Origin of the sequence: Rhizobium sp. BK377, assembly GCF_014193935.1 — a bacterium.
GTDB lineage: Bacteria > Pseudomonadota > Alphaproteobacteria > Rhizobiales > Rhizobiaceae > Rhizobium.
In genome coordinates this window covers 95,282-114,601 of record NZ_JACIAC010000007.1, presented here as the reverse complement: position 1 = coordinate 114,601, position 19,320 = coordinate 95,282, and the positions used below count along the sequence as shown (strand labels likewise).

The 19,320-nt window shown below is 58.8% G+C and carries 19 protein-coding genes and 5 pseudogenes; 15 read left to right on the top strand and 9 right to left on the bottom strand.

Going from position 1 to position 19,320, the window contains the following annotated elements; all coding sequences use genetic code 11:
- Nucleotides 1–132: 132 nt before the first annotated feature.
- Nucleotides 133–528 (bottom strand): annotated as a pseudogene (locus FHT92_RS24300) (GFA family protein); the annotation flags it as partial.
- Between the two features lie 601 nt (nt 529–1,129).
- On the opposite strand from FHT92_RS24300, the gene FHT92_RS29765 reads away from it, so the two are divergent.
- From FHT92_RS29765 to FHT92_RS24290, 3 genes and pseudogenes are all read left to right on the top strand, one after another.
- Nucleotides 1,130–1,264 (top strand): hypothetical protein, encoded by a 135-nt coding sequence (locus FHT92_RS29765; RefSeq protein ID WP_312858786.1) that lies wholly within the window; start codon nt 1,130–1,132, stop codon nt 1,262–1,264.
- 12 nt (nt 1,265–1,276) lie between these two features.
- Nucleotides 1,277–1,549, top strand: a pseudogene (locus FHT92_RS24295) (GreA/GreB family elongation factor); the annotation flags it as partial.
- Nucleotides 1,550–1,680: 131 nt separating this feature from the next.
- A complete protein-coding gene (locus tag FHT92_RS24290; RefSeq protein ID WP_183830101.1) occupies nt 1,681–2,202 on the top strand; it encodes a nucleoside-diphosphate kinase in 522 nt (173 codons plus the stop codon).
- 472 nt (nt 2,203–2,674) lie between these two features.
- Here the strand turns inward: FHT92_RS24290 and FHT92_RS24285 are convergent.
- A pseudogene (locus tag FHT92_RS24285) lies at nt 2,675–3,336 on the bottom strand (Ti-type conjugative transfer relaxase TraA); the annotation flags it as partial.
- On the opposite strand from FHT92_RS24285, the gene FHT92_RS29455 reads away from it, so the two are divergent.
- From FHT92_RS29455 to FHT92_RS29450, 4 genes and pseudogenes are all read left to right on the top strand, one after another.
- Nucleotides 3,228–3,500, top strand: a complete 273-nt coding sequence (locus tag FHT92_RS29455; RefSeq protein WP_246735541.1) for a hypothetical protein — start codon at nt 3,228–3,230, stop codon at nt 3,498–3,500. The pseudogene FHT92_RS24285 and the gene FHT92_RS29455 sit on opposite strands and share 109 nt — an antisense overlap.
- A 15-nt stretch (nt 3,501–3,515) precedes the next feature.
- Nucleotides 3,516–3,947 (top strand): annotated as a pseudogene (locus tag FHT92_RS24275) (type IV secretory system conjugative DNA transfer family protein); the annotation flags it as partial.
- A 198-nt stretch (nt 3,948–4,145) separates the two neighbouring features.
- Nucleotides 4,146–4,601: a hypothetical protein gene (locus FHT92_RS24270; RefSeq protein ID WP_183830098.1), complete on the top strand. Its 456-nt coding sequence runs from the start codon at nt 4,146–4,148 to the stop codon at nt 4,599–4,601.
- A gap of 511 nt (nt 4,602–5,112) precedes the next feature.
- Nucleotides 5,113–5,454, top strand: coding sequence for an AAA family ATPase (locus tag FHT92_RS29450; RefSeq protein WP_312858789.1), 342 nt, complete (start codon nt 5,113–5,115; stop codon nt 5,452–5,454).
- A 341-nt stretch (nt 5,455–5,795) separates the two neighbouring features.
- Here the strand turns inward: FHT92_RS29450 and FHT92_RS24260 are convergent, their stop codons facing one another.
- The 4 genes from FHT92_RS24260 to FHT92_RS24245 form a co-directional block, all read right to left on the bottom strand.
- Nucleotides 5,796–6,056, bottom strand: a complete 261-nt coding sequence (locus tag FHT92_RS24260; RefSeq protein WP_183830095.1) for a hypothetical protein — start codon at nt 6,054–6,056, stop codon at nt 5,796–5,798.
- A 22-nt stretch (nt 6,057–6,078) separates the two neighbouring features.
- Nucleotides 6,079–6,441, bottom strand: a complete 363-nt coding sequence (locus tag FHT92_RS24255; protein ID WP_183830092.1) for a hypothetical protein — start codon at nt 6,439–6,441, stop codon at nt 6,079–6,081.
- Nucleotides 6,442–6,460: 19 nt separating this feature from the next.
- A complete protein-coding gene (locus FHT92_RS24250; protein ID WP_183749165.1) occupies nt 6,461–7,417 on the bottom strand; it encodes an SDR family oxidoreductase in 957 nt (318 codons plus the stop codon).
- An 84-nt stretch (nt 7,418–7,501) separates the two neighbouring features.
- Nucleotides 7,502–8,551: an HWE histidine kinase domain-containing protein gene (locus FHT92_RS24245; protein ID WP_183830089.1), complete on the bottom strand. Its 1,050-nt coding sequence runs from the start codon at nt 8,549–8,551 to the stop codon at nt 7,502–7,504.
- A gap of 151 nt (nt 8,552–8,702) precedes the next feature.
- Here FHT92_RS24245 and FHT92_RS24240 point away from each other — a divergent pair, with 151 nt between their 5' ends.
- From FHT92_RS24240 to FHT92_RS24220, 5 genes and pseudogenes are all read left to right on the top strand, one after another.
- Entirely contained in the window at nt 8,703–9,068 is a 366-nt protein-coding gene (locus FHT92_RS24240) for a response regulator (protein ID WP_183749163.1), read from the top strand.
- Between the two features lie 230 nt (nt 9,069–9,298).
- A complete protein-coding gene (locus FHT92_RS24235) occupies nt 9,299–9,562 on the top strand; it encodes a DUF982 domain-containing protein (protein WP_183749162.1) in 264 nt (87 codons plus the stop codon).
- 376 nt (nt 9,563–9,938) lie between these two features.
- Complete coding sequence (locus FHT92_RS24230) at nt 9,939–10,256, top strand: PepSY domain-containing protein (RefSeq protein ID WP_183749161.1); 318 nt, start codon at nt 9,939–9,941, stop codon at nt 10,254–10,256.
- 17 nt (nt 10,257–10,273) lie between these two features.
- Entirely contained in the window at nt 10,274–10,843 is a 570-nt protein-coding gene (locus FHT92_RS24225; protein WP_183830086.1) for a general stress protein, read from the top strand.
- A 71-nt stretch (nt 10,844–10,914) separates the two neighbouring features.
- A pseudogene (locus FHT92_RS24220) lies at nt 10,915–11,933 on the top strand (IS3 family transposase); the annotation flags it as partial.
- 23 nt (nt 11,934–11,956) lie between these two features.
- Here FHT92_RS24220 and FHT92_RS24215 read toward each other — a convergent pair.
- A complete protein-coding gene (locus FHT92_RS24215) occupies nt 11,957–14,020 on the bottom strand; it encodes a recombinase family protein (RefSeq protein WP_183830083.1) in 2,064 nt (687 codons plus the stop codon).
- Complete coding sequence (locus FHT92_RS24210) at nt 14,010–14,207, bottom strand: hypothetical protein (protein WP_183830080.1); 198 nt, start codon at nt 14,205–14,207, stop codon at nt 14,010–14,012. Before FHT92_RS24210 ends, FHT92_RS24215 begins: the two co-directional genes overlap by 11 nt.
- Before the next feature lie 763 nt (nt 14,208–14,970).
- Here FHT92_RS24210 and FHT92_RS24205 point away from each other — a divergent pair.
- From FHT92_RS24205 to FHT92_RS24195, 3 genes are all read left to right on the top strand, one after another.
- Nucleotides 14,971–16,947 carry an AI-2E family transporter gene (locus FHT92_RS24205; protein ID WP_183830077.1) on the top strand — a complete coding sequence of 659 codons (1,977 nt, stop codon included), beginning with the start codon at nt 14,971–14,973 and terminating at the stop codon, nt 16,945–16,947.
- A gap of 559 nt (nt 16,948–17,506) precedes the next feature.
- On the top strand, nt 17,507–17,917 hold the full coding sequence (locus tag FHT92_RS29445; protein ID WP_246715449.1) for a hypothetical protein: 411 nt from the start codon (nt 17,507–17,509) through the stop codon (nt 17,915–17,917).
- 137 nt (nt 17,918–18,054) lie between these two features.
- The gene (locus FHT92_RS24195) at nt 18,055–18,660 is read left to right on the top strand and encodes a hypothetical protein (protein ID WP_183830074.1); all 606 of its coding nucleotides are present in this window, start codon (nt 18,055–18,057) and stop codon (nt 18,658–18,660) included.
- A gap of 234 nt (nt 18,661–18,894) precedes the next feature.
- Here FHT92_RS24195 and FHT92_RS29440 read toward each other — a convergent pair whose 3' ends face one another.
- Complete coding sequence (locus tag FHT92_RS29440) at nt 18,895–19,245, bottom strand: 3-keto-5-aminohexanoate cleavage protein (protein WP_246715448.1); 351 nt, start codon at nt 19,243–19,245, stop codon at nt 18,895–18,897.
- Between the last annotated feature and the right edge of the window lie 75 nt (nt 19,246–19,320).

Sequence of the window (19,320 nt, the reverse complement as noted above, 5' to 3'; positions counted from 1 at the left end):
CTCGGGTGAGGTCCAATTTCAAGGCGTCGTACCGGGAGCCGCTGGACGCGCTGGCCGACTTTCGTCGCTTTCCTTCTGGGATAAGACGGAAACCCGTTCGGTTACGTCTTCTGCTGGGACGCTCAATCCCCCCGGTCGACCTGGAAGTCCAGTCAGATCCTGCGCCCACGCCAAAGCCGAGGAGCACCAGATCTGCGAATGGGGCTTCAGCCCCCGACGCTGATTGACAGTTCCCAGTCTGATCCCGACCTGCTCGGCGTCTTCATTCTCTCCCGTCGTGTAGATGGGCGATCCGCAATCGGAACAGAAGAACTGCAGCCGCCGACGACCATTGTCGGCGGTCTTAACATAAAGTTTAGGCTCACCTGACGTGGTATGGAACTGGCTACGTTGTGTGCTGACGGTCACCCTATAGGCGGTGCCAGTCAATCTCTGACAGTCGGCACAATGGCAGATCGCGACGTCTTGCAGATCGACCTCGGCTTCATATGTGATCTTTTCGCATTGGCATGCGCCATCGATGTGCATGTCAGCTCTCCATCCAGTATTGCTGCTTCGGGACATAGAGGATGGCCCTGACAAGTCGACATCTAGTCCTGCCTCGCCGCGCTACCTTCTTGATTCTGCGCATGGGCCGCTCACGGGATCTTCTGCAGTAGATGGAGAAAATATGAAAAACGTGGCAAGTGACGTGGGATGTCTAGTCAACAAAGCCGATAGATGTCGGTCGCATAGAACATCACCCCTCACCCTTCCCCGCCTCGGCGGGGTTCTCTCCCCAGCCGACGGGGAGGAAATTGCATTAGAAATCGCAGCCGTCGCGAATCGACAACTCAAGTCGCCCTCCCAGTCACTGATTGACTTTGAAGAGGTCCCCTCTACGCAGCCGGTAGAAGACGCTATCCTTGACTGATGCGGAGTTCGTCACCATCTTCATCACATGTTGATCTTGCATCATGATATCGTCGTAAGACGGGTGTTCCTCATCGCAGGAACTTGACCCCCGGCTGGCCGCATCGCATCCAGCCGAGGGGGTTGGCGGCCGAGGCTGGGAGTCTCCCCGCATTTTCTCAACAATTCCATCATTCGCCGTCGCAGAACCTGGTTGGCGGCGTGCAGGAGTTATCGAATGGCAAGCAGCTGGACCTCGCGAAGACCGGCGATCACCATAGGCAAGGGCGAACATGGAAGGCTGACCAAACTCGCCGAGGCGCATGCGTCCAAGAACCCTGATGTGTCTGACGCGCTTCTTCAAGAACTGTAACGGGCGCGCGTTGTCGACGACGCCCTCGTCCCTTCCGATGTCGTCCAGATGGGCTTCGAAGTTCGCTTTACCAGCGATCTGGGCGAAGATAGGCAGGTGACCCTCGTGTTTCCCGGAGAGGCAGACATTGCCGAAGGCAAGATTTCAATTCTTACGCCGATCGGTGTCGCGCTGATTGGCCTGAAAACCGGTCAGTCGATCGACTGGACGGCTCGCGATGGGCGGTTGCACCGCCTGACTGTGAGGACGTTGCGAGAGCCCGCAGAAACGGAGCACCTGTTATGAGCGCCTACAATCGCCCTCGTCTTCCTGGAGGGTGTATTACCGCAGAACGCTGACCCCTGTGCCGTGCGCGGCCAGGGGAACTCCATCCATGTCGGTTATGAACGCCCCTCTGCGGGCGATGGAGAACTGCGATGAACGACCAATGCCTGCTGACCACGAAAGACTACACCCTGCTCGAGACGATGCACGACGACCCACTCGTGCGCGACACCGCGCTCTTACGCCTCCTCAGGCGGAAGAAGGCTTCGGCCATCGTGATGTTTAGGGAGGATCTCCCGGAGGACATCGCCAGCCTGAACAGTCGCGTGACTTTCAGCGCAGACGGCCGCCGCGATACGCGAGTCCTCACCACCGGCCGCATGACGACGCCGGTCGGAATGCTTCTTCCGGTGGACACACTACGCGGTCTTGCGCTGCTTGGCCTGAGGGAAGGTCAGACCATCGTCATCGAAAACGTAGACGGCCATATGGAAGCGATCTCGCTGGAAGCGGTGAAGTACCAGCCGGAGCGCATGATGCGCAGATCGGACAACTTTCCGGTGAGGATAGGCTTGGGCAACAAGCCGATCCTGAGATTGGTGCAAGGCATCGGACCCGCGTGCAGCGGAATACCGCCGGAGGAGCCGGACGACCCCGGACCGTCGGCCGCCTAGCGTACTAGCCCTTCCACGCGGCGGGCCAAATGGTCTCAGGCTCTTGACCACATCGACTGCTGGCGTTTACCGCATTGGTGTCTTACGCAGCGCGCGCGCTGGCGAGGCCGAGGGAGCATGGCTGGCCGCTGCTGGAAGTGGCATCGCAGGCCGCCCGCCGGCTTGCACCTTGAACCGTGAAATCAACCGGGAAAGAGAAACGATTCTTCTGCCAACCGGTCCGTACTTGCAGTGGCCTCCTCTCAACTCGCGTCTACGAGGAAGGTTCCGCACGCTTGTTCTCAGCCATCCGGAGGTCGAGCGAGCATCTCTATGTGCCGCTCGGAGAGTTCCGGAAGATTTAAGAGGTTTAGAGACATCGTTGTAGCTCCACCTAAGGGAAGAACACGTCTGACCTCCCAATCGGCTTCGCCCTATTAGATCGCCGACTGGAATTCTATACGCTTTGTTTGGCGCGATGGCCTGCATCAAATCACATGCTCAATCCCAGTGTGTTGGTGCTGCCAAGGGAGCGTTTCAGCTCCAGCCGCTGGGTAAGCTCGGCGCGATGGCTGCGGTCGGCAAGCCGCGTGACATCGCGGATACGCTCGATGTCACCACCTGACCTGACCCTGCCCGCTTCAGCTGTTCTGCAAGGTCTGCGGGATTGGCGCGACCGAAGCGTTTTTCGATCGCGCTCACGACTTCTTTTGCTTCGTCCAACGCTCTGCGACCTTCAGGAGTCATTGCCAACTCGCCAACTGGCCTGCTCTTCTCCGACGACGGCAGACCGTCGAGCTCGCGAAGCAGCGTCTTCGATCCATCGCTGAGATCTGGCACCGCAATCACGTCCTGCCTTTCCCGCTTCCGGCGTTCGGAATTGGTCTCGGCCTCAAGTCGCCGCTGCCAGGTTTTGCCGCACTGCTCGACGTGAGCTGCCAGCCCCTTGATGAGGCCGAGCGCCCGGCGACGCGCAGCATTGTCTTCGAACATGCCGGTCCTGCCGAGGAGTGTGCCTATCGTTTGCGGCGACGATTGGAGCTGTCTTGAGATTTCGCGAGGATCTGAATTCCCGTCAAGGATGCGGCCGCGCAGTCCCTGCATGGCTTCTTCGGCATTCGAGAAAACGTGTTCCGCAAGTGATCGCGCCGGCTGCCCTTGTGCTGCATCGGCTGGAGAAAAATCGCGACCTGCAGATCACAGAAGGACTGGCCGCGTGGCTTCGATCCGAATTGCCGAAGTTCCTCACCCGCGACGGCGACCGGGATCTGTTCGACGATCTTCTGAAACAACAGCTGCCCGAGCCGTCGATCGGATAGTGGGAGTGCAGCATTATGATGTATGCTAGTCAGATCAAAGCTGCGTTCGCCAATATGATGCGCACGGCAGCCCGCGATCCGCTCTCAGCGATCGTCGCGCTTATCACTTTGCCGCTCAGATATGCCCGGTCGTTCCTCAAGGGATCTGTAACTTATCTGATTGCCATCTACGGCCTGCGTGTGATCCTCGGCAGCAGCAAGGGTGATATCCTCCGGCACGTCGGCGATTGGGCATTCGTGCTGTTTGCCGTCGTATTGCTGATCCGCTTTTTGACGGCGCCGCTGGTTGGGCATTTCGGAACGATGAGTGAATCGGACACGCACGGGACGGCGCGCTTCGCCGGCGCGCGAGAAATCGCGCCGCTGACGAAATCCGAAGACGGATTGCTGATCGGCCGCTTACGGAACAACGGCCAGCTTCTCCGATATCAGGGACCGGCCCATCTGCGCAAAAAGGATTATGTCGACGTTCCGACCTTGCTGGGCCGCCCGCGAGCGCGGCGGTGGCTACGATGATTTGTCAGCGCGACCGTTCATCGGAGGTTCATTGAGCAGGGCTCCCAATGGAGCCGTTCCGTTATCGGCGCCATAGCTCAGGCGGAAGAGAAGATTGAAACGTCAACATCATCGACTGAGGCCAATCACATGTCGCACAAATTGCTTCTCTCCGCTGCCGGATCGTTGCTTGCTGCATTTATCATGTCGACGCCGGCGCACGCGCTGACGATGAAGGAATGCAGCACAAAATATCAGGCGGCAAAAGCTGACGGCTCTGCCAAAGCCATGAAATGGAACGATTTCCGCGCCAAATTCTGCGGCGCGGACGCTGCTGCCGCCGATAAGGAAGACGAGGCGGACGTCGCAAAGACCACCGACAAAGAGCCTGAAAAGGCGACGACCGCGGCGCCGAAGAGCGTCGAGTTCCCGAAGGCGATCGACAAGAAATATTCAAGCGAGACGCCCGCAAAGGCTCGCCTCCATACCTGCGTCGATGCCTATCATTCGGCCAAGGATGCCGGCACGCTTGGAGATCTGAAGTGGATCCAAAAGGGCGGCGGCTATTGGAGCCTTTGCAATACAAGCATCAAGGCTGCTGGCTGAATGTAACACTAGAGAACGCAGAAGGCCGCCGCAAGCGGCCTTTTGCTTGCTAACGACCGCCCTGTCACCGACCGGGTCGTCTTGCCGCAAGCCCGAACCCAAACCGGACGAAAGCAGCGAGGGCCAGCGTTCATTCCTTTTCGCCTTGAACGGAATCGAACCGCCCTTCAGCGGGCAAGATTCTATTTCGCATCAATGACATCCGATACATAAGAATGGAGGGCGTTTGAGACCGATGCTTCTGCATTTGGGTCGACCGCCGGCGGCAATCGGCAACTGGCTCATTCCATCCAGCAGCAGCGATCAGGAACGCAATGAGGCCCATAAATGGGGCTTCTCACTCGTCCCCAACAGAGTTCGCGAATGAACACGTGCGAAATCGCGATATGGGGTGCTATGGCAAGCTCTACCATCCTGGCAAAGGAAATTGACCGTTATCGAAACTCTGATTTATGATTTACGGTAATGATTATACCCAGACCCTCTCGAACAGGCCTTGGCGCACACACCCGTGGTCGCGCTAGTCGGCGCACGTCAGGTTGGCAAGACCACGCTCGCTCGCAAACTTGCGGATCGAGTACAAGGCACAATTTCTCTGGACCTGGAACGCGTAGGTGACCGACGCAAACTGGAAGATGCGGAAGCGTTCCTCCAAGCTCAAGTGGGGCATTTAACGGTGCTCGATGAGGTACAGCGATTGCCGGCGCTGTTTGCAGAGCTGCGGGGATCGTTGACGATCGGCCACTCGCGAGATTGTTTCCGACTGATCCGGTCTCGCCCTCCACGTCAAAAAGCACGCGGGCTTTTTTGCTCGCAAGCGGTCTCCCTATTTTTCTGTGGAACTTTTTATTGAGCTTTGCGTTCGAAGCGACGGGGAATGCGCACGCTCGCGCGCTTCCTGACCTTTCCAGTTACCGCACTCCTTGCCCCGCCCTATGCGGGGCATTTTTCGCTAGGCTGCCAGGCACCAAGAAATCGTTGACGTCAAAAACTCGCATCGGACTTTGGTCCGTTGCACACCGTGGTGCGTCCGCTAACTCCTATCCTGCTGGCGCCTTTAAAGTCGGTATGAAGGGTGTCTTTCCGTAACCGGGTGGCACCCTTTTCTCAGGCCGCGGATCAGATCGAAAGCACGACGCTGTGACCGCCGACATATGTCACGTGGTATTCACACGACAGTCTTCACCCTCACTTTTAGCTTTTCGCACGAAGCCGGTCAGTAAGACGTGTGACTGTGGGGTACTGCGCAACGAATTCGACACCTCTCCCGAATTTGGTCAAGTCATCCTCATCTAAGGATCCGGGCCGGCGGATGTGCGGACGGTCGTTGTCGTCCATCTCCATGCCTCTTAGTTCGAAGCTGAAGATCGAGCCGTAGAAATGAAGCGCCTCCTCGACGTCGTCGATTTCGAGCGCGACGTGATTGACGCCGACGAGGCGACGTTTCGAGGTCATGTTGCAGCCTCCTCCCGCTTGGTCATCGCGTCTTCTCCGTTCCGGATGGCGTGGTGACCTGCGTCGGGCCGCCGCCGTTTCCGCTTGGGGAAGGAGATCGATCCGTCGCTTCAGGCGGTTTGCTTGACCCGTCGGCGGCGCTGTTGTCGAAGGTTCCGGCACCGGAAGGCTGGGCGTTTATCGGGTCGTTTGACGTCGCTGCAGTCGTCCGGCCATCCGTCCGGTCGATATTTTCGCCCCAGATCTCGACGCCGCCCCAGACGATCATCGCGAGCACGAGGCCGCCGACCAAAACAAGGAACACGGACTTCCCGTACCGACCCTGCCGGGCTTCCGTTGCAGTCTCGGTAACGCGGGCATTCCGCCTGTCTCTGATTTCGGTCATGACGTCCTCCGTTCCTGAACTAGTAACCGCCGACGATCGGAATGATTTCGCCGGTGATGTAGCTCGACATCTGCGGGGACGCGAGGAAAACGTAGGCCGGCGCGATTTCTTCGGGCTGGGCCGCACGCTTCATCGGCGTCTGGCTGCCGAACTTCGCGACGTCCTCCGCCTGCTTGTCGGAAGGATTGAGCGGGGTCCAGACCGGTCCCGGCGCGATTGCGTTCACACGGATGCCCTTCGGCACGAGTTGGCTCGACAGAGCCTTCGTGAAGGCATGGATGCCGCCTTTCGTCATCGAATAATCCAGCAGCTCCTTGGAGCCTTCGAGGCCGGTCACCGAGCCGGTGTTGATGATCGCCGAGCCGTTCTTCATATGCGGGACGGCGGCCTTGGCCATGTAGAAATAGCCGTAGAGGTTTGTCTTCAGCGTTTCGTCGAAATGCTCGTCCGTCAGGTCTGCGATTTCGGCGGTGTGGACCTGGAAGGCGGCGTTGTTGACGAGCACGTCTAGGCTGGAAAACTCCTTTATCGTCTTCTCGACCGCCTGGCGGCAGAAGTTTGCGTCCTTCACGTCGCCGCGGATGACGAGGCACCTGCGGCCTTCCTTCTCCACCGCAGCCATGGTCGCCTCGGCGTCCTCGGCTTCGTCGAGGTGGACGATCGCGACGTCGGCGCCCTCACGCGCGAAGAGGATCGCAACGGAACGACCGATGCCGGAATCGCCTCCGGTGATCAATGCGACCTTGTCCTTCAGCTTTTCCGAGCCCTTGTAGAAGGGCGCGTCATACATCGGGGCGAGTGGAAGATCGGCTTCGGATCCTGGCTTGTCCTGATGGACCTTTGGAAACGGTGGCTCGGGATAGCGGCGAGCGCCCGCCTGCATCGCGCCGGGTTCCTTCGGCTTCTGCTTCTTGTCCGCCTTGTCGACTTGATCCTGGATTTCTCGCTGCTTTGCGGCTGTGGCTTCTGACGTCATCGAAAATCTCCTTCTCTTACTTAGAACGTTGGCGGTTGAAAAAGGTTACGTCGGCGCAGCCTGTTCGGCCTCGGAGGGGCTGCCTCAGGGCTTGTGTCTCAGACCGCCGCCCACGCGGTCGAGGGATGGGAGCTCAATGCGCAGTTGGAGCCCTCCGTTTCCCCAGGTCCTGTGGATTGATCCACCAAGCTGCTTCTCGACCACCGCGCCAAGGAGGACCGTGCCGAAACCATGTCCGTGCCGCTCAGCCGGGACAGGGCCACCTTCCTCGTTCCAGTGAAGCACCAGACCGTTTCCTTCTTTTCTCCAGTCGATAGAAAGTGTGCCTTTTCCGCGCGAGAGCGATCCATGGACCGCGGCATTGGCTGCAAGCTCGTGGACAGCCAGCCCAAGAGGCTGAACCGATGGTGCGGGAACCATGATCTCCGGCCCCTGGACGTCGACTTGATCGCCGCCAAAGACGGCGACCTGGGTGCGAATGATGGATTCGAGACTAACTTCCTGCCAGCCGCTCTCCGCGAGCAGCATGTGAGTGCGCGACAGCGCCTGAACGCGCTGCTTGACCGAAGCCGAATAGGCTGCTGAATTCTCCGACTTGCTGAGGCGCACGATGCTGTCGACGATGGCGAGCACGTTCTTGGTTCGATGATCGACTTCCAGAAGCAGCCTGTGCTCGGCCTCTTCCAGCGTCTGCACACGCCGCAGCTCGGTGACGTCGACCTGCGACGCGAAGAAATAGGCAACGGCACCTGCCTCGTCCCGAAGGGCGGACAAATGGAGTTGGTTCCAGAACGGTGTGCCGTCCTTCTTGTAATTCAGGATCTCGATTGTCGCGTCGCGCCTTTGCGCGATTGCCGCACGGATCTCCGCGACGGCTACGGGCGACGTGTCTGGACCTTGAAGGAACCGGCAGTTCCGGCCGATTATCTCTTCGGCACAATAGCCCGTCAGCTCGACGAAGGCGTCGTTCGCAAGAACGATCCGCATATCGGGCTCGCGGGCGTCGGCGACCACCATTGGCATCCGGGTTCGCTGGAATGCGAACGATGCCAGTTCCTTGCGGTCTGCCATTCCCTGTTCAGAAGCTGCTGCTGGGATATCTCCATGGATTTCGGGCCGGTCGTCTGTGCGCACGTGGTCACCTCATTTTTCGAACTGAACGTGAGGAAACGAGAAAGGTTTCGCAAGGCAAGGACAGCGAGGCGCCTGCGACGCTCAGCCCACGAAAACGTGGGTTGCGACGCCGGCCCAAGACAACTACGCTCCTTGTGCGGAGGGGTATCGCGTGAAGCTCGGAAACGTTCTCGTCCTCGAAGACGAACCATTCATCTCGCTCGACATGGAGGAGATGCTCAAGGAGTTCGGAGCAGCGTCCGTGACGTCGCTGGACACGAGAGCGGATGCGCTGGCATGGCTGGCGGTGAACACGCCGGATCTCGCAGTCGTCGATCCGAGGGTGAACGACGGCCTGTGCACGGACGTCGTCGAGGCTCTCGCGCAGATGAAAGTTCCCTTCGTGGTGTATTCCGGGGCCGATGTCGACCAGAGTGACGTTGCGGCCGAAGCCTTCTCGGCTGGAGAGTGGCTTTCGAAGCCGACGATGCCGGAGATCATGGCCGAGGTGCTGGGGCGGGCAACGGCTGGCCGATAGGTCGGAAACGCTTTGCCTAGCCCGCTATCTTGTCGGACGACGAGCGTGCTCCGCCGACCCCTAAAGATCTGGACCAGATCCCACCCTGGCGATCGCTGAGATCGACCAAGCTGAGCACGTCAGCTCAACAGCTCGAATAAATCGGAGCAATGGATTCGATGCCTTTGCATCCAAACGAGTGCAATGTATAGTTGCTGCGTTCCATTGATGATTGTCGTTTGAGGGCGACTATGAAGTGGCGTACAGTCAGACCGATCGAGCCAATTGTTCTGGTCTTTCCGGATAAACAGAGGCGGAAAACAGTCCGCACAGCTCGCGATGCAGCCGAAGCCCTCCTTCACGAATGGCCGCACGACGATGGCGAGGAGTTCTGTGCTGCCGTCAAAGTCTGTCTGGATGTCATCATCGGTCGCGGCGATCCACATCACCTTCGAACCGCCATGTTGCGCGCCGCTGGCGAAGCCGGAGTGATCGCAATAGCCGCTATTCACTGATTGCGGTCAAACGTCTTCTCCTCCGCCATCAGGGCTTACATTCGCCTGGGCTTCTCTCGAGGTGACGCGCGGCTCATCTGTGAAGTCGGCAATGAACGATAGAATACGGCGCCAGGGCCGACAGGATCAACTTAGCCGCCATCACCTGCCTCTTCAGCTTGCCCGAAGATCATGGCGCCAGTCAGGAGGGCGCAACGTCAAGCGTTGGATCGTCCAGATCCGCAACGCCTCTCAGTTGCGATGACCGGACGGGCATTCGACGAATCTGCAGATATTGGTTCGAACCTTCAGCCTAAAGTCCGATGGCGGAACAAACAGTTTATCACGGGGTTGAGCAACGGATCCAACGACGAAGATCCGAGCTAGAGAGGAAACTATGAGAAAGATCATTCTTGCCGCCGCACTCGCCTCCGTATCAACTCTTTCAGCCGTTGCTCAGACTGCACCCGCAGCCAACAGCAATGGCAACACCCCGGCGGTTGCGACACCGGACACGAAGAACCCCACGGCCCCGGTCGAAGGCGCAAACAGCTTTACGGAAAGTCAGGCCAAGGACCGGATCGAGAAAGCCGGTTATACCGGGGTCAAGGACCTCAAGAAGGACGACCAAGGCATCTGGAATGCCGCCGCCATGAAGGACGGCAAGGCCGTTACCGTCGCACTGGATTACCAGGGCAACGTCGTCGCCAATTAATCTCAAGGAGATCATCTATGAGAACTGTAACCGGACTGTTCGATGACTACGCAGATGCCAGCGCGGCGGTAAGTGACCTTGAAGCTGCAGGTGTGCGGTCTAGCGATATCAGCATTGTCTCCAATAATGCCGACAGGCGGCATGGGGATTCGAATGCAGCAGAGGGCGCTGGAACCGGGGCCGGAATCGGCGCCGTGGTCGGTGGCGCAGGTGGCCTCCTCACTGGCCTTGGCTTGATGGCGATACCAGGTGTCGGGCCGGTTGTAGCGGCAGGCTGGCTTGCAGCGACCGCTGCTGGCGCGGCGGCGGGGGCAGTCGCCGGCGGTGCGGCCGGGGGCATTATCGGCGCTCTCACCGAGTCCGGTGTCCCGGAACGCGATGCCCATTTTTATGCGGAAGGCGTTCGTCGGGGCGGTACATTGGTCACCGCCAAGGTGGACGAAGCCATTGCACCCGAAGCCGACGCGATCTTGAAACGCTCAAGCTGGGTTGATCCGGCCGAACGCCGTAGTGCCTATGAACAGCAGGGATGGACGCGCTTCGATGACACGCTTGATCCCTATGATGCCAAACAAGTCGTGATCTGAACCCTTCAAACTGGACCAGTTTTGGTTAGAGTTTTCCGGTGCATTTCCTGGCTGGGAAAGGACGGAAGATGATGAAGGCATCGCAGTTTTCGGACGCGCAGAAGGCGTTCATTCTGAAGCAGGGTGATGAAGGTGTGCCGGTGGCGGAGATTTGCCGAAAGGCGGGCATCAGCCAGGCGACCTATTTCAATTGGAAGAAAAAGTACGCTGGCATGTTGCCGCCGGAGATGAAGAAGCTGAAACAGCTCGAAGACGAGAACGCTCGGCTGAAGAAGATCGTCGCGGACCTAACGTTGGACCGCGAGATGCTGCAGGATGTCATCCGCCGAAAGCTTTAAGGCCTGCTCGCAAGCGGGAGGTGGTTAAGGGCATGTGCCGCGATTGGGCGATCTCGATCCGGCAAGCTTGTAGGGCACTGAACTTCGATCGTTCGACCTACCACTACACCTCTCGCCGTGCCGATCAGGCCGGCCTGGAACGTCGTATTCGTGAGATTTGCGAGACCCGTGTCCGTTACGGCTACCGTCGTGTTCATGTACTCCTGGAACGCGAAGGTTGGGGCACCAATATCAAACGAACTTATCGGATTTACAGGGACTTAGGCCTTCAACTACGAAATAAAACGCCGAAGCGCCGAGTCAAAGCCAAGCTACGGGAGGACCGGCAAAAGGCCGTTGAACCCAACGATGTCTGGGCGATGGACTTCGTTCACGACCAACTCGCGACCGGCAAGAAATTACGAGTGCTGACGGTGGTCGACACCTTCTCGCGCTATGTGCCGGTGCTTGATCCGCGGCATAGCTATCGGGGAGAAGATGTCGTGGAAACATTGGAACGGGTATGCCGGCAGGTCGGCTATCCGAAGACGATCCGTGTCGACCAGGGGACGGAGTTCGTTTCACGCGATCTCGACCTCTGGGCCTATGCCAAAGGCGTGACCTTGGACTTCTCACGCCCTGGCAAGCCGACTGACAACGCCTTCATCGAGGCGTTTAACGGCCGCTTCCGGGCGGAATGCCTGAACCAACACTGGTTCCTGACCCTTGCGGATGCCCGCGAAAAGATGGAGGATTGGCGTAGAGACTACAATCCTGTTTCATAACACCCATCTTTCTATGCCATTGAAGGGAATAGGTTTTCCTGATCTGGAGGCGATCCCGCGGGGTGGCGAGGGTTCTTCCGGGCACGATCGAGGATCTGACGTGCTTGTGGGGTCGCGAGTTTGGAACGGCTGAAGATCCATGGGCCATCGGGTAGCGGATGATCCCCCTCAATATCGCCAGCCTCGGCCGCCAGACGCAGCGTCTTTGGCGTTATCCCGAGTAACTTCGCCGCACCGCCCAGATTAAGCCATGGCTCGACCCCGTCGATCTGCGGACGGAAGACCGGTATCTTGCGATATGACCTCAGCGCGGTGACCCGCTCCCGTGTCCAGCGATTGCCATTGCCGGTCGTCAGTCCGTTGCGATTGAGGACACCGGCAATCACATCATCATTGGCGATCAAGACGAGCTGTCTCACAGCGTCGACAATGTCGTCAGGGGTCGCGTTTCTTTGGCCACGGCGTCGCTTCGGCAGGCGCAGTTCGGAGTGGACGCCTCCAACCCAATGAATGACGAGGACGATCTCAGAGGTTCCATCATCGAGATCGGCGACCACTTCATTGATGAGCGTGCGCACGATGCGCTTCTTCAGCCTTGCATCGGTTGTCGGCGCCGTCCAGACGGTGCGAAGGTTTCCCGCAAGTGCGGTTACCTGTGATGCGGACATGGGGAACGGCTGAGGCGTAACTGTCCGATGTTTGGCAATCCTGATCTCGATCTCGCCGACGCGTGCGAGTGTCCTATTCCAGCGCGCTTCGAGCTCTGACGTTACAAGTCTGTTCTCCGGATCGGCCGCGTCATATTGCCGGAATGCCCGGTCGGCTGCATAGCGTGCTGCCTCGAGGTCGCGTAGCAGGGCATCCTGAACCTGATCGCGTTGGCTGGCCATATTGCGTTCCGCCTCAACGGCGGCCGCAATGGCTCCCGGTTCGACCACGCCGAGCAGCGCCTCCTCGATCGCATCATCGACCCGCAGACCGCCGAAGGCGATGCAACGTGGTTCGCCATTATCGAGTAGACCACGCCAACAGGAATAGCGCGGGATGTTATGGTTGGCTCCTGTGTAGCGAACCGTCAGCTTCCGGCCGCACCTTTTACAGCGGAACAGGCCGGCAAGCAGAGCGTCGCCATGCTTCGGCGCTCCATGATGGCGACTGGCCGGTACATTGTCGCTGACCATCTTGCGGATCTCCTCCGCCCTTTCCCAACTGATGTAACCTTCGTGTGCGTCCGGGATCAGCGCCAACCATTCATCACGCGCCTTGCGGCGAATTCCAGATCGGCCATCGTATCCCGGTACGGAACGACTCTTACCATAAGCATAAGCGCCGCCGTAGATCGGGTTCGCAATCATCCGGTGGATGGTGGCATAATTTGGCCTGCGCCAGATGACGTCACCGTTGGCGCACCTGACGGGCAGGTCCAATCCCTGCTCAAGGAACCATAGCAAGGCCTGCCGGGCACTCCCGAGTTCGGTGACCTTGTCGAAGACGAGTGCGATGGCTTCCTGGATGCGCCGATCGGGATCCTTCTCGATCCTGTCACCGGCCTTGACGAAGCCGGCCGGAACAGTGACGACGAGTTCACCGCGGCGAGCCTTCTCATAGCGGGCGGAAAGGGAACGCTGACGCAAGAGATCGAGTTCGTACTCGTTGAGGCTGCCCTTCAAACCCAAGAGCAGGCGGTCGTTGCCCTGGCGGGGCGCATAAACTGCTTCCTGGTCGACCAGGACGGTATCGACAACGCGGCACATCTCGATGAGTTGCTGCCAATCGCGGCTGTTGCGGGCGAAGCGCGATACCTCACGCGCGGCCACGGCGCCTACCTTGCCAAGGCAGACTTCCGCCACCATCCGATCAAATCCAGCGCGGGTCACGCCGCCGGCGGCCGAACGACCAAGGTCGTCATCCACCGTCTCTATATGTGACCATCCAAGCGCTGCCAGACGGTCGCGCATGGCGTACTGGAGGGCGCTGCTCTCTCGATTGTGCAGAACCTGGTGAGCCGAGGACTGCCGAACATAGAGGATGGCCTTCCGCTCCAGATGATGCGGTCCGATCTTCTCATGCATCATGACCGGCCTCCTTCTGTCGGGAGGCATGTCCGCACTTTGCGTGATCGACGAACAGCCGCACGATGAGCACCGTCAACGCTTGGCGGGTCTCCTCCGGCAACTCCGGCCATTGCGGCGTCCCTGCCGTCTTCCCCTGCTGCGGGGCCGAGAACAGATCGAACTGGCATGTCATGGGCTGGCGAGGCATGAACATCTCTCCGACTCGTTTCGTGAGAGACCAATGCTGCGCCCATTACCGAAGATTGCGATGAGGCATCAGCGTCCTTCAGCAATCTTGCCAAAGTATGCAGGCTTGCGAGATCGACGTACGGGACCGCCAGGCTGCGCCAACAACCACTCACTGATCGGTCGAACATCCATGCTGGGACTTCAAGAAGTCGATCAGAAGAAGAACCAGAAAGGCTGCAGCGGAAAATATGCGTCCCTTTGGACACCGCCTCATGCACGCAAACGAGCCGCCCGGACCAAGGATGCCACGGATACAAAAGCTCCCGAACCTCGGTCCCGTGGGTGTTCTGTCGTCGTGTTGTACAATGAGGTTCGGCCGCATGGTGCGATCGGTAACAAGGTGCCGATCTCGCTGATGAATTCCGGAGGCGCAACCAGCCCGCCTCCCTGAGTGAAGCCGGAAAACTCCAGCCTCCGCTGGTCCAGAATCCTGGGGCGGTTCAAAAACGGCTGAGGCTCTAATCGTAGCCGGATGAAACTTCAGTGGCAGGTCAATGTGGCTGTCACAGTGCTCGCACGCGACATTTTCGGTCAGCCATCCTGAAAGAATCCGGCTGCTCCTCGTCGACATTTGTCATGGCTTTTGCTGGCGGTCTCTCTGCCCATGCGGTCACCTCCGCACACGATGCCCTAAAGGCTGTCAAGGGCGGCACGTTACAACCATTGCCGAGGCGACACTGCGCCCTAATTGCAAAGACCTGGCAAGAACGATCGACACATCGATGTCTTCGGGCAACGCCAAGATCACGGAGGCGGAATTGGAAGAAGACCTCGGCCCCCGACGCGTATATTCGACCTCGTCATCCTCTTCACGCATGCCTGCCTTCGCGAGTGTACTCGCTGTTATTGCTATTCTGTATTTCGGCAAGGAAGTACTTCTACCTCTGGCAATCGCAGTCCTGTTGACGTTCGCCTTGGCACCCATTTCCTCCCGTCTTCGAAAGCTTGGCCTGCCTCGTATTCCGGCGGTCATCATCACTGTCGTGCTCGCTTTTCTTGTCCTTGTCCTGTTCGGGCTTGTCGTAGCGGGACACATTGCCGAAGTTGCGCAGAACCTTCCGGCCTACCAGGGAAATATCATAGCGAAAATCCGGTCTCTCCAGGAAGGTGGAACGGATAGCGGCATTGTGCGGCGCCTGACGTCCGTCGTTGAAAGCGTCGGTCGTGAGCTCAGCAATGCGGAAGAGCGCCCAGTTACTCCCGGTAGCGCATCCAGACCAAGGGAGCCTGTGCTCGTCGAGATATTCGCGCCAAGTAGACCAATTGAAACGCTTACTAGCCTGATTGGCCCGCTGCTTGGTCCCATCGCCTCATTGGGTTTGATCATCGTCGTGGTAATATTCATGCTGTTGGAACGGGAAGAGCTTCGCGATCGCTTTATCCGGCTCGTTGGCTATGGCGATCTGCATCGCACAACAGAAGCCATCCAGGAGGCGGGAAGCCGCGTCGCACGGTATCTTCTTATGCAGTTGGTGGTGAACTGCGCCTACGGCGTTCCATTGGCTCTTGGACTGTGGGCGGTTGGCATTCCAAATCCAGCGCTCTGGGGGATGCTGGCCATCGTCCTTCGATTTGTCCCCTATATAGGGCCTGTCATCGCTACAGTTCTGCCGCTGTTCCTGGCCTTTGCAGTAGACCCTGGCTGGAGCCTTGTTCTCTGGGTTGCGGCCATTTTCGTCGTGCTGGAATTGACCAGCAATAACGTCATCGAGCCCTGGCTCTACGGTTCTCGTACCGGCCTCTCTCCGCTAGCAATCATCGTCGCGGCGATTTTTTGGGCATGGCTGTGGGGACCAGTCGGTCTTGTGCTTTCCACGCCGCTGACCGTGTGTCTTGCAGTATTGGGCCGGTATGTCCCGCAGTTCGAATTCCTCGAGGTCGTTTTCGGTAGTGACCCGGTGCTCGATCCCAAGGAGCGTCTGTACCAGCGGCTTCTTGCCGGCGATCCTGATGAGGCGACCGACTACGCTGAGGAATTCCTCGAGGAGGACTATCTGGAGGATTACTATGGCAAGGTTGCCATTCCCGCCCTCCTACTGGCGGAGAAAGATAGGCGTCGAGGCGTCTTGACCGCGGAGCAGATGGAACAGGTGTTTGGGACCGCCATCACACTGGTCTCGAACCTCGGGGAAATCGCGGAGGAAGAGGAAGACGAACAGAAGGAGACGGAAGCGGCAGGTCGGCTCAGCACCACCCTTAAGGAAGGGAATGGAGATGAAAGCGAACTACCTGATGGACGTGGCAAGACCGTCTTTTGCGTCGGAGGCAGGGGCCCGCTCGACGACGCGTCGGCTGCGATGCTTGCCCAGATTCTTCAGGTCCAGGGAGCCGAGGTGGTCGCAGCGAGGCATTCTGACATCCCCAATCGCCGTGCGATGAGCCTCGTTCCTAAACAATCGAACGCCATCGTAGTTTGCTTCCTGAACAAGGACTCGGCAAGGCACGCCGCCATACTTGTTCGTCGGTTCAAGCGCATATACCCAGCCATTCGCGTCGGCGCGGTCCTTTGGGTGGAAAATCAGGAGGAAGAGCAACCGCCCGCGCTTGAGCAGGCGGATTTCGTTGCCACGACATTGACCTCGGCTGCCCGAGAGGCACTCGCCGATGCACCACCATCATTGGTGACGCCCGCGCGCAAGATTCGTACCAGGCGGTCCTCGAACAAGACAGGCATAACCGCCGCGCAGTCCAGGATTTAGCGGCAAGGCTTGCCCGCATATGCCGGCACAGTGTGATGGGACAAGAAATTTTGGTTTACTACGTCGTATTCGTCAATGGAGCGGCCGAACGCCAGGAGCCGCTCTTCATTCGACCGTTCTTTGATTGATCTGAATCCTTCAGCGGGAGCTGGAATTGTTCACTTATGATCCCCTGAAGGGAAGAGGAGAATTCCAGTTCCAAACGGTCTAACTTCACGGGAGCACGTCAGTACCCCTCTCCTGGACGTCGGAAATACCTGCCAGCACGGCGAATAAATTGCCTAAGTGGCTCGGCTGTTTGCCTGCCTTTCAGCCAAACGTTCGGTCATTGCCCGCCTTTCAATGAGGTGCTTCTTCGCGCGAGCTACTTTTTCCACGAGATTGTCGGGAGATAATGGCTTCGTTATGAGATCGATTGGCTCGGGTCGATTGTCTGTCGGGAGCTTCTCTGGGTAGGTTCTGACGAAGAACGCGAAGCAGTCCACGAAACGCGGCTCTTAGCATTGACTTTAAGTAACTAAGAATCAAATGCTTGCCCGCCTGACAGAGGAGAACACTGATGGCCGACGAAACCGGAATTGAAACAACTGCGACCACCGAAGTGCCTGCCGCAGCCCCCGCTGAGAAGAAGACCCGCAAGCCACGCGTGCCGAAAGTCGCGGCCGAAGCCAGCACCGCCGATTCGATCGCTTCACCTGCTGAAAAGTCGGTCAAGAAGACGCGTGCGAAGCGCGGCTCTAAGATTGTTCCGCTCAAGGCCGAAAAGGTGGTTCCCGCACGGAAGACGGCTGCCCCTCGCGCCCCTCGCGTCGAAGCTACGCCCGCTCCGGTCGCCACCTCTGTCGACGTCATCGACGATATCGCTGATCTCATCAAACTCGAGGAAGAGAATAAGCAACTTCGCAAGGAGCTCTCCGAAAAGCTACGCGCCGAAAATGCAGATTTGCGCAAGCGGCTTGGCAAGGCCTGATTCCGTTTTGCAGCGGCGTCAATCGTTCAACGTGATGGCGCCGCTGATCTTTCGTCTGATAGGGCCAAGATGAATAAGATCCTGCTGTCAATGAATGACTGCGGTCATGTCCCGCCGCTATGTATTGAAGGTTGAATATGATGAGAACACCATGGAGATTTGTGGCTGACCTGGTGTCGCGTAAACCAAAACCACATAGTTTTGATGAGAGCCGAGAAGCCGAAGCGAAGACTATTGCTCTCGAATACAAACCGGCCCCCAAGGTGGAACAACCTGTCATCGACGCGACGACAGTTGACCGCCCAGCTGAGCCCGTCTCCGAGGCGCAGGTCGAGGCAAGCCGACCGGAACCAGATACCAATTCTAGTGAAGCCGAAACAGCGACATCAGTTGCGACAGACGCTCCCGCAGTCGCAGTCGGTGACGGTGAGCCTACAAGCCTCGCTGGCACGCAGCAGGCTGAAAAAACCCCGACGCCGCCCCCCAGGACCGAAGCTTCCAAGACAACCACCAAGGCCGCGTCCACGCGGCGGAAGCGGGCTGCTCCCGCCGTGGAGCCGGTTATTCCGATCTATGCAGCTTCAGAAAAGGCTCCTGTCGTGGCTGCAGGCCCGAAATCGTTCATCGATGAAATTGCTGACCTTGACGCGGAAGTCGCGGCGTTGCGGCGTCAGCTCGCGAAGAAGCTCGTCGAGCAGAACGCGCAATTGCGAAAGATGCTTGCCAGGTTCGATAGGCGCTAACCGCGCACCGCCATTTCGATGGGGGAAGGCTAGCTCAGCGTCGATTGGATCAGCTTGGGCCAGCTCCTGACAAAAGCCACAGTCGCCTACCCGAAGGCGCACGGAAGGCCGATCGTGCGTTCATGGACGACCTCGCACCCGACAAGGCCGCCGATGCTATCCGCTCCCTCAGCCGCGAAGCCGACTCATCGGCATGATAACCTCAGACCACCCGCAGGTGAACCACGCGGTGGATCACTTGGCCGGGGAAGGCACCGGTAGTCCCATATCTCCACCGCCTCCCGCACAGGCTATGTTGGCAACGACTGCGTCAAGAAGGGTCGGACTGCCGCATGGTTCATAGCCGGCCTTGTCGGAGGTGGCGGCAAGGTCGCAGTCTTCGTCGGCAGTCACCGTTACCTGGCGCAGGAGCTGAACTAAGTGGCCGATGCGGATGTTATCCTCAAGACCTGTGCGGCAGTGTCTGCCCAATTCGGTGCACCGTTTGTTCAGCGTCACTTGGTGCCGGCCGATCCCGGCAGCGCTCTTTTGCGGCAGTGAACCGGTGATCGCAACGCAGACTGTGCAAGGCTCTTTCGTATCCATTTTTCTCGCCGGGCGAGGAGCGATGTCGCGCTACGCCGCTTCCCTCAGGGCTTGCGTTCCGCTCCCTCCCAGGCG

What these genes read in the sequence shown, in the direction of transcription:
- FHT92_RS29440 (WP_246715448.1), bottom strand. Translation starts at nt 19,245, where the DNA reads ATGGATACGAAAGAGCCTTGCACAGTCTGCGTTGCGATCACCGGTTCA.
- FHT92_RS24210 (WP_183830080.1), bottom strand. Translation starts at nt 14,207, where the DNA reads ATGCCTCGCCAGCCCATGACATGCCAGTTCGATCTGTTCTCGGCCCCG.
- FHT92_RS24270 (WP_183830098.1), top strand. Translation starts at nt 4,146, where the DNA reads ATGTCGCACAAATTGCTTCTCTCCGCTGCCGGATCGTTGCTTGCTGCA.
- FHT92_RS24255 (WP_183830092.1), bottom strand. Translation starts at nt 6,441, where the DNA reads ATGACCGAAATCAGAGACAGGCGGAATGCCCGCGTTACCGAGACTGCA.
- FHT92_RS24260 (WP_183830095.1), bottom strand. Translation starts at nt 6,056, where the DNA reads ATGACCTCGAAACGTCGCCTCGTCGGCGTCAATCACGTCGCGCTCGAA.
- FHT92_RS24225 (WP_183830086.1), top strand. Translation starts at nt 10,274, where the DNA reads ATGAGAACTGTAACCGGACTGTTCGATGACTACGCAGATGCCAGCGCG.
- FHT92_RS24205 (WP_183830077.1), top strand. Translation starts at nt 14,971, where the DNA reads ATGTCTTCGGGCAACGCCAAGATCACGGAGGCGGAATTGGAAGAAGAC.
- FHT92_RS24230 (WP_183749161.1), top strand. Translation starts at nt 9,939, where the DNA reads ATGAGAAAGATCATTCTTGCCGCCGCACTCGCCTCCGTATCAACTCTT.
- FHT92_RS24215 (WP_183830083.1), bottom strand. Translation starts at nt 14,020, where the DNA reads ATGATGCATGAGAAGATCGGACCGCATCATCTGGAGCGGAAGGCCATC.
- FHT92_RS24235 (WP_183749162.1), top strand. Translation starts at nt 9,299, where the DNA reads ATGAAGTGGCGTACAGTCAGACCGATCGAGCCAATTGTTCTGGTCTTT.
- FHT92_RS29765 (WP_312858786.1), top strand. Translation starts at nt 1,130, where the DNA reads ATGGCAAGCAGCTGGACCTCGCGAAGACCGGCGATCACCATAGGCAAG.
- FHT92_RS24290 (WP_183830101.1), top strand. Translation starts at nt 1,681, where the DNA reads ATGAACGACCAATGCCTGCTGACCACGAAAGACTACACCCTGCTCGAG.
- FHT92_RS29445 (WP_246715449.1), top strand. Translation starts at nt 17,507, where the DNA reads ATGGCCGACGAAACCGGAATTGAAACAACTGCGACCACCGAAGTGCCT.
- FHT92_RS24250 (WP_183749165.1), bottom strand. Translation starts at nt 7,417, where the DNA reads ATGACGTCAGAAGCCACAGCCGCAAAGCAGCGAGAAATCCAGGATCAA.
- FHT92_RS24195 (WP_183830074.1), top strand. Translation starts at nt 18,055, where the DNA reads ATGATGAGAACACCATGGAGATTTGTGGCTGACCTGGTGTCGCGTAAA.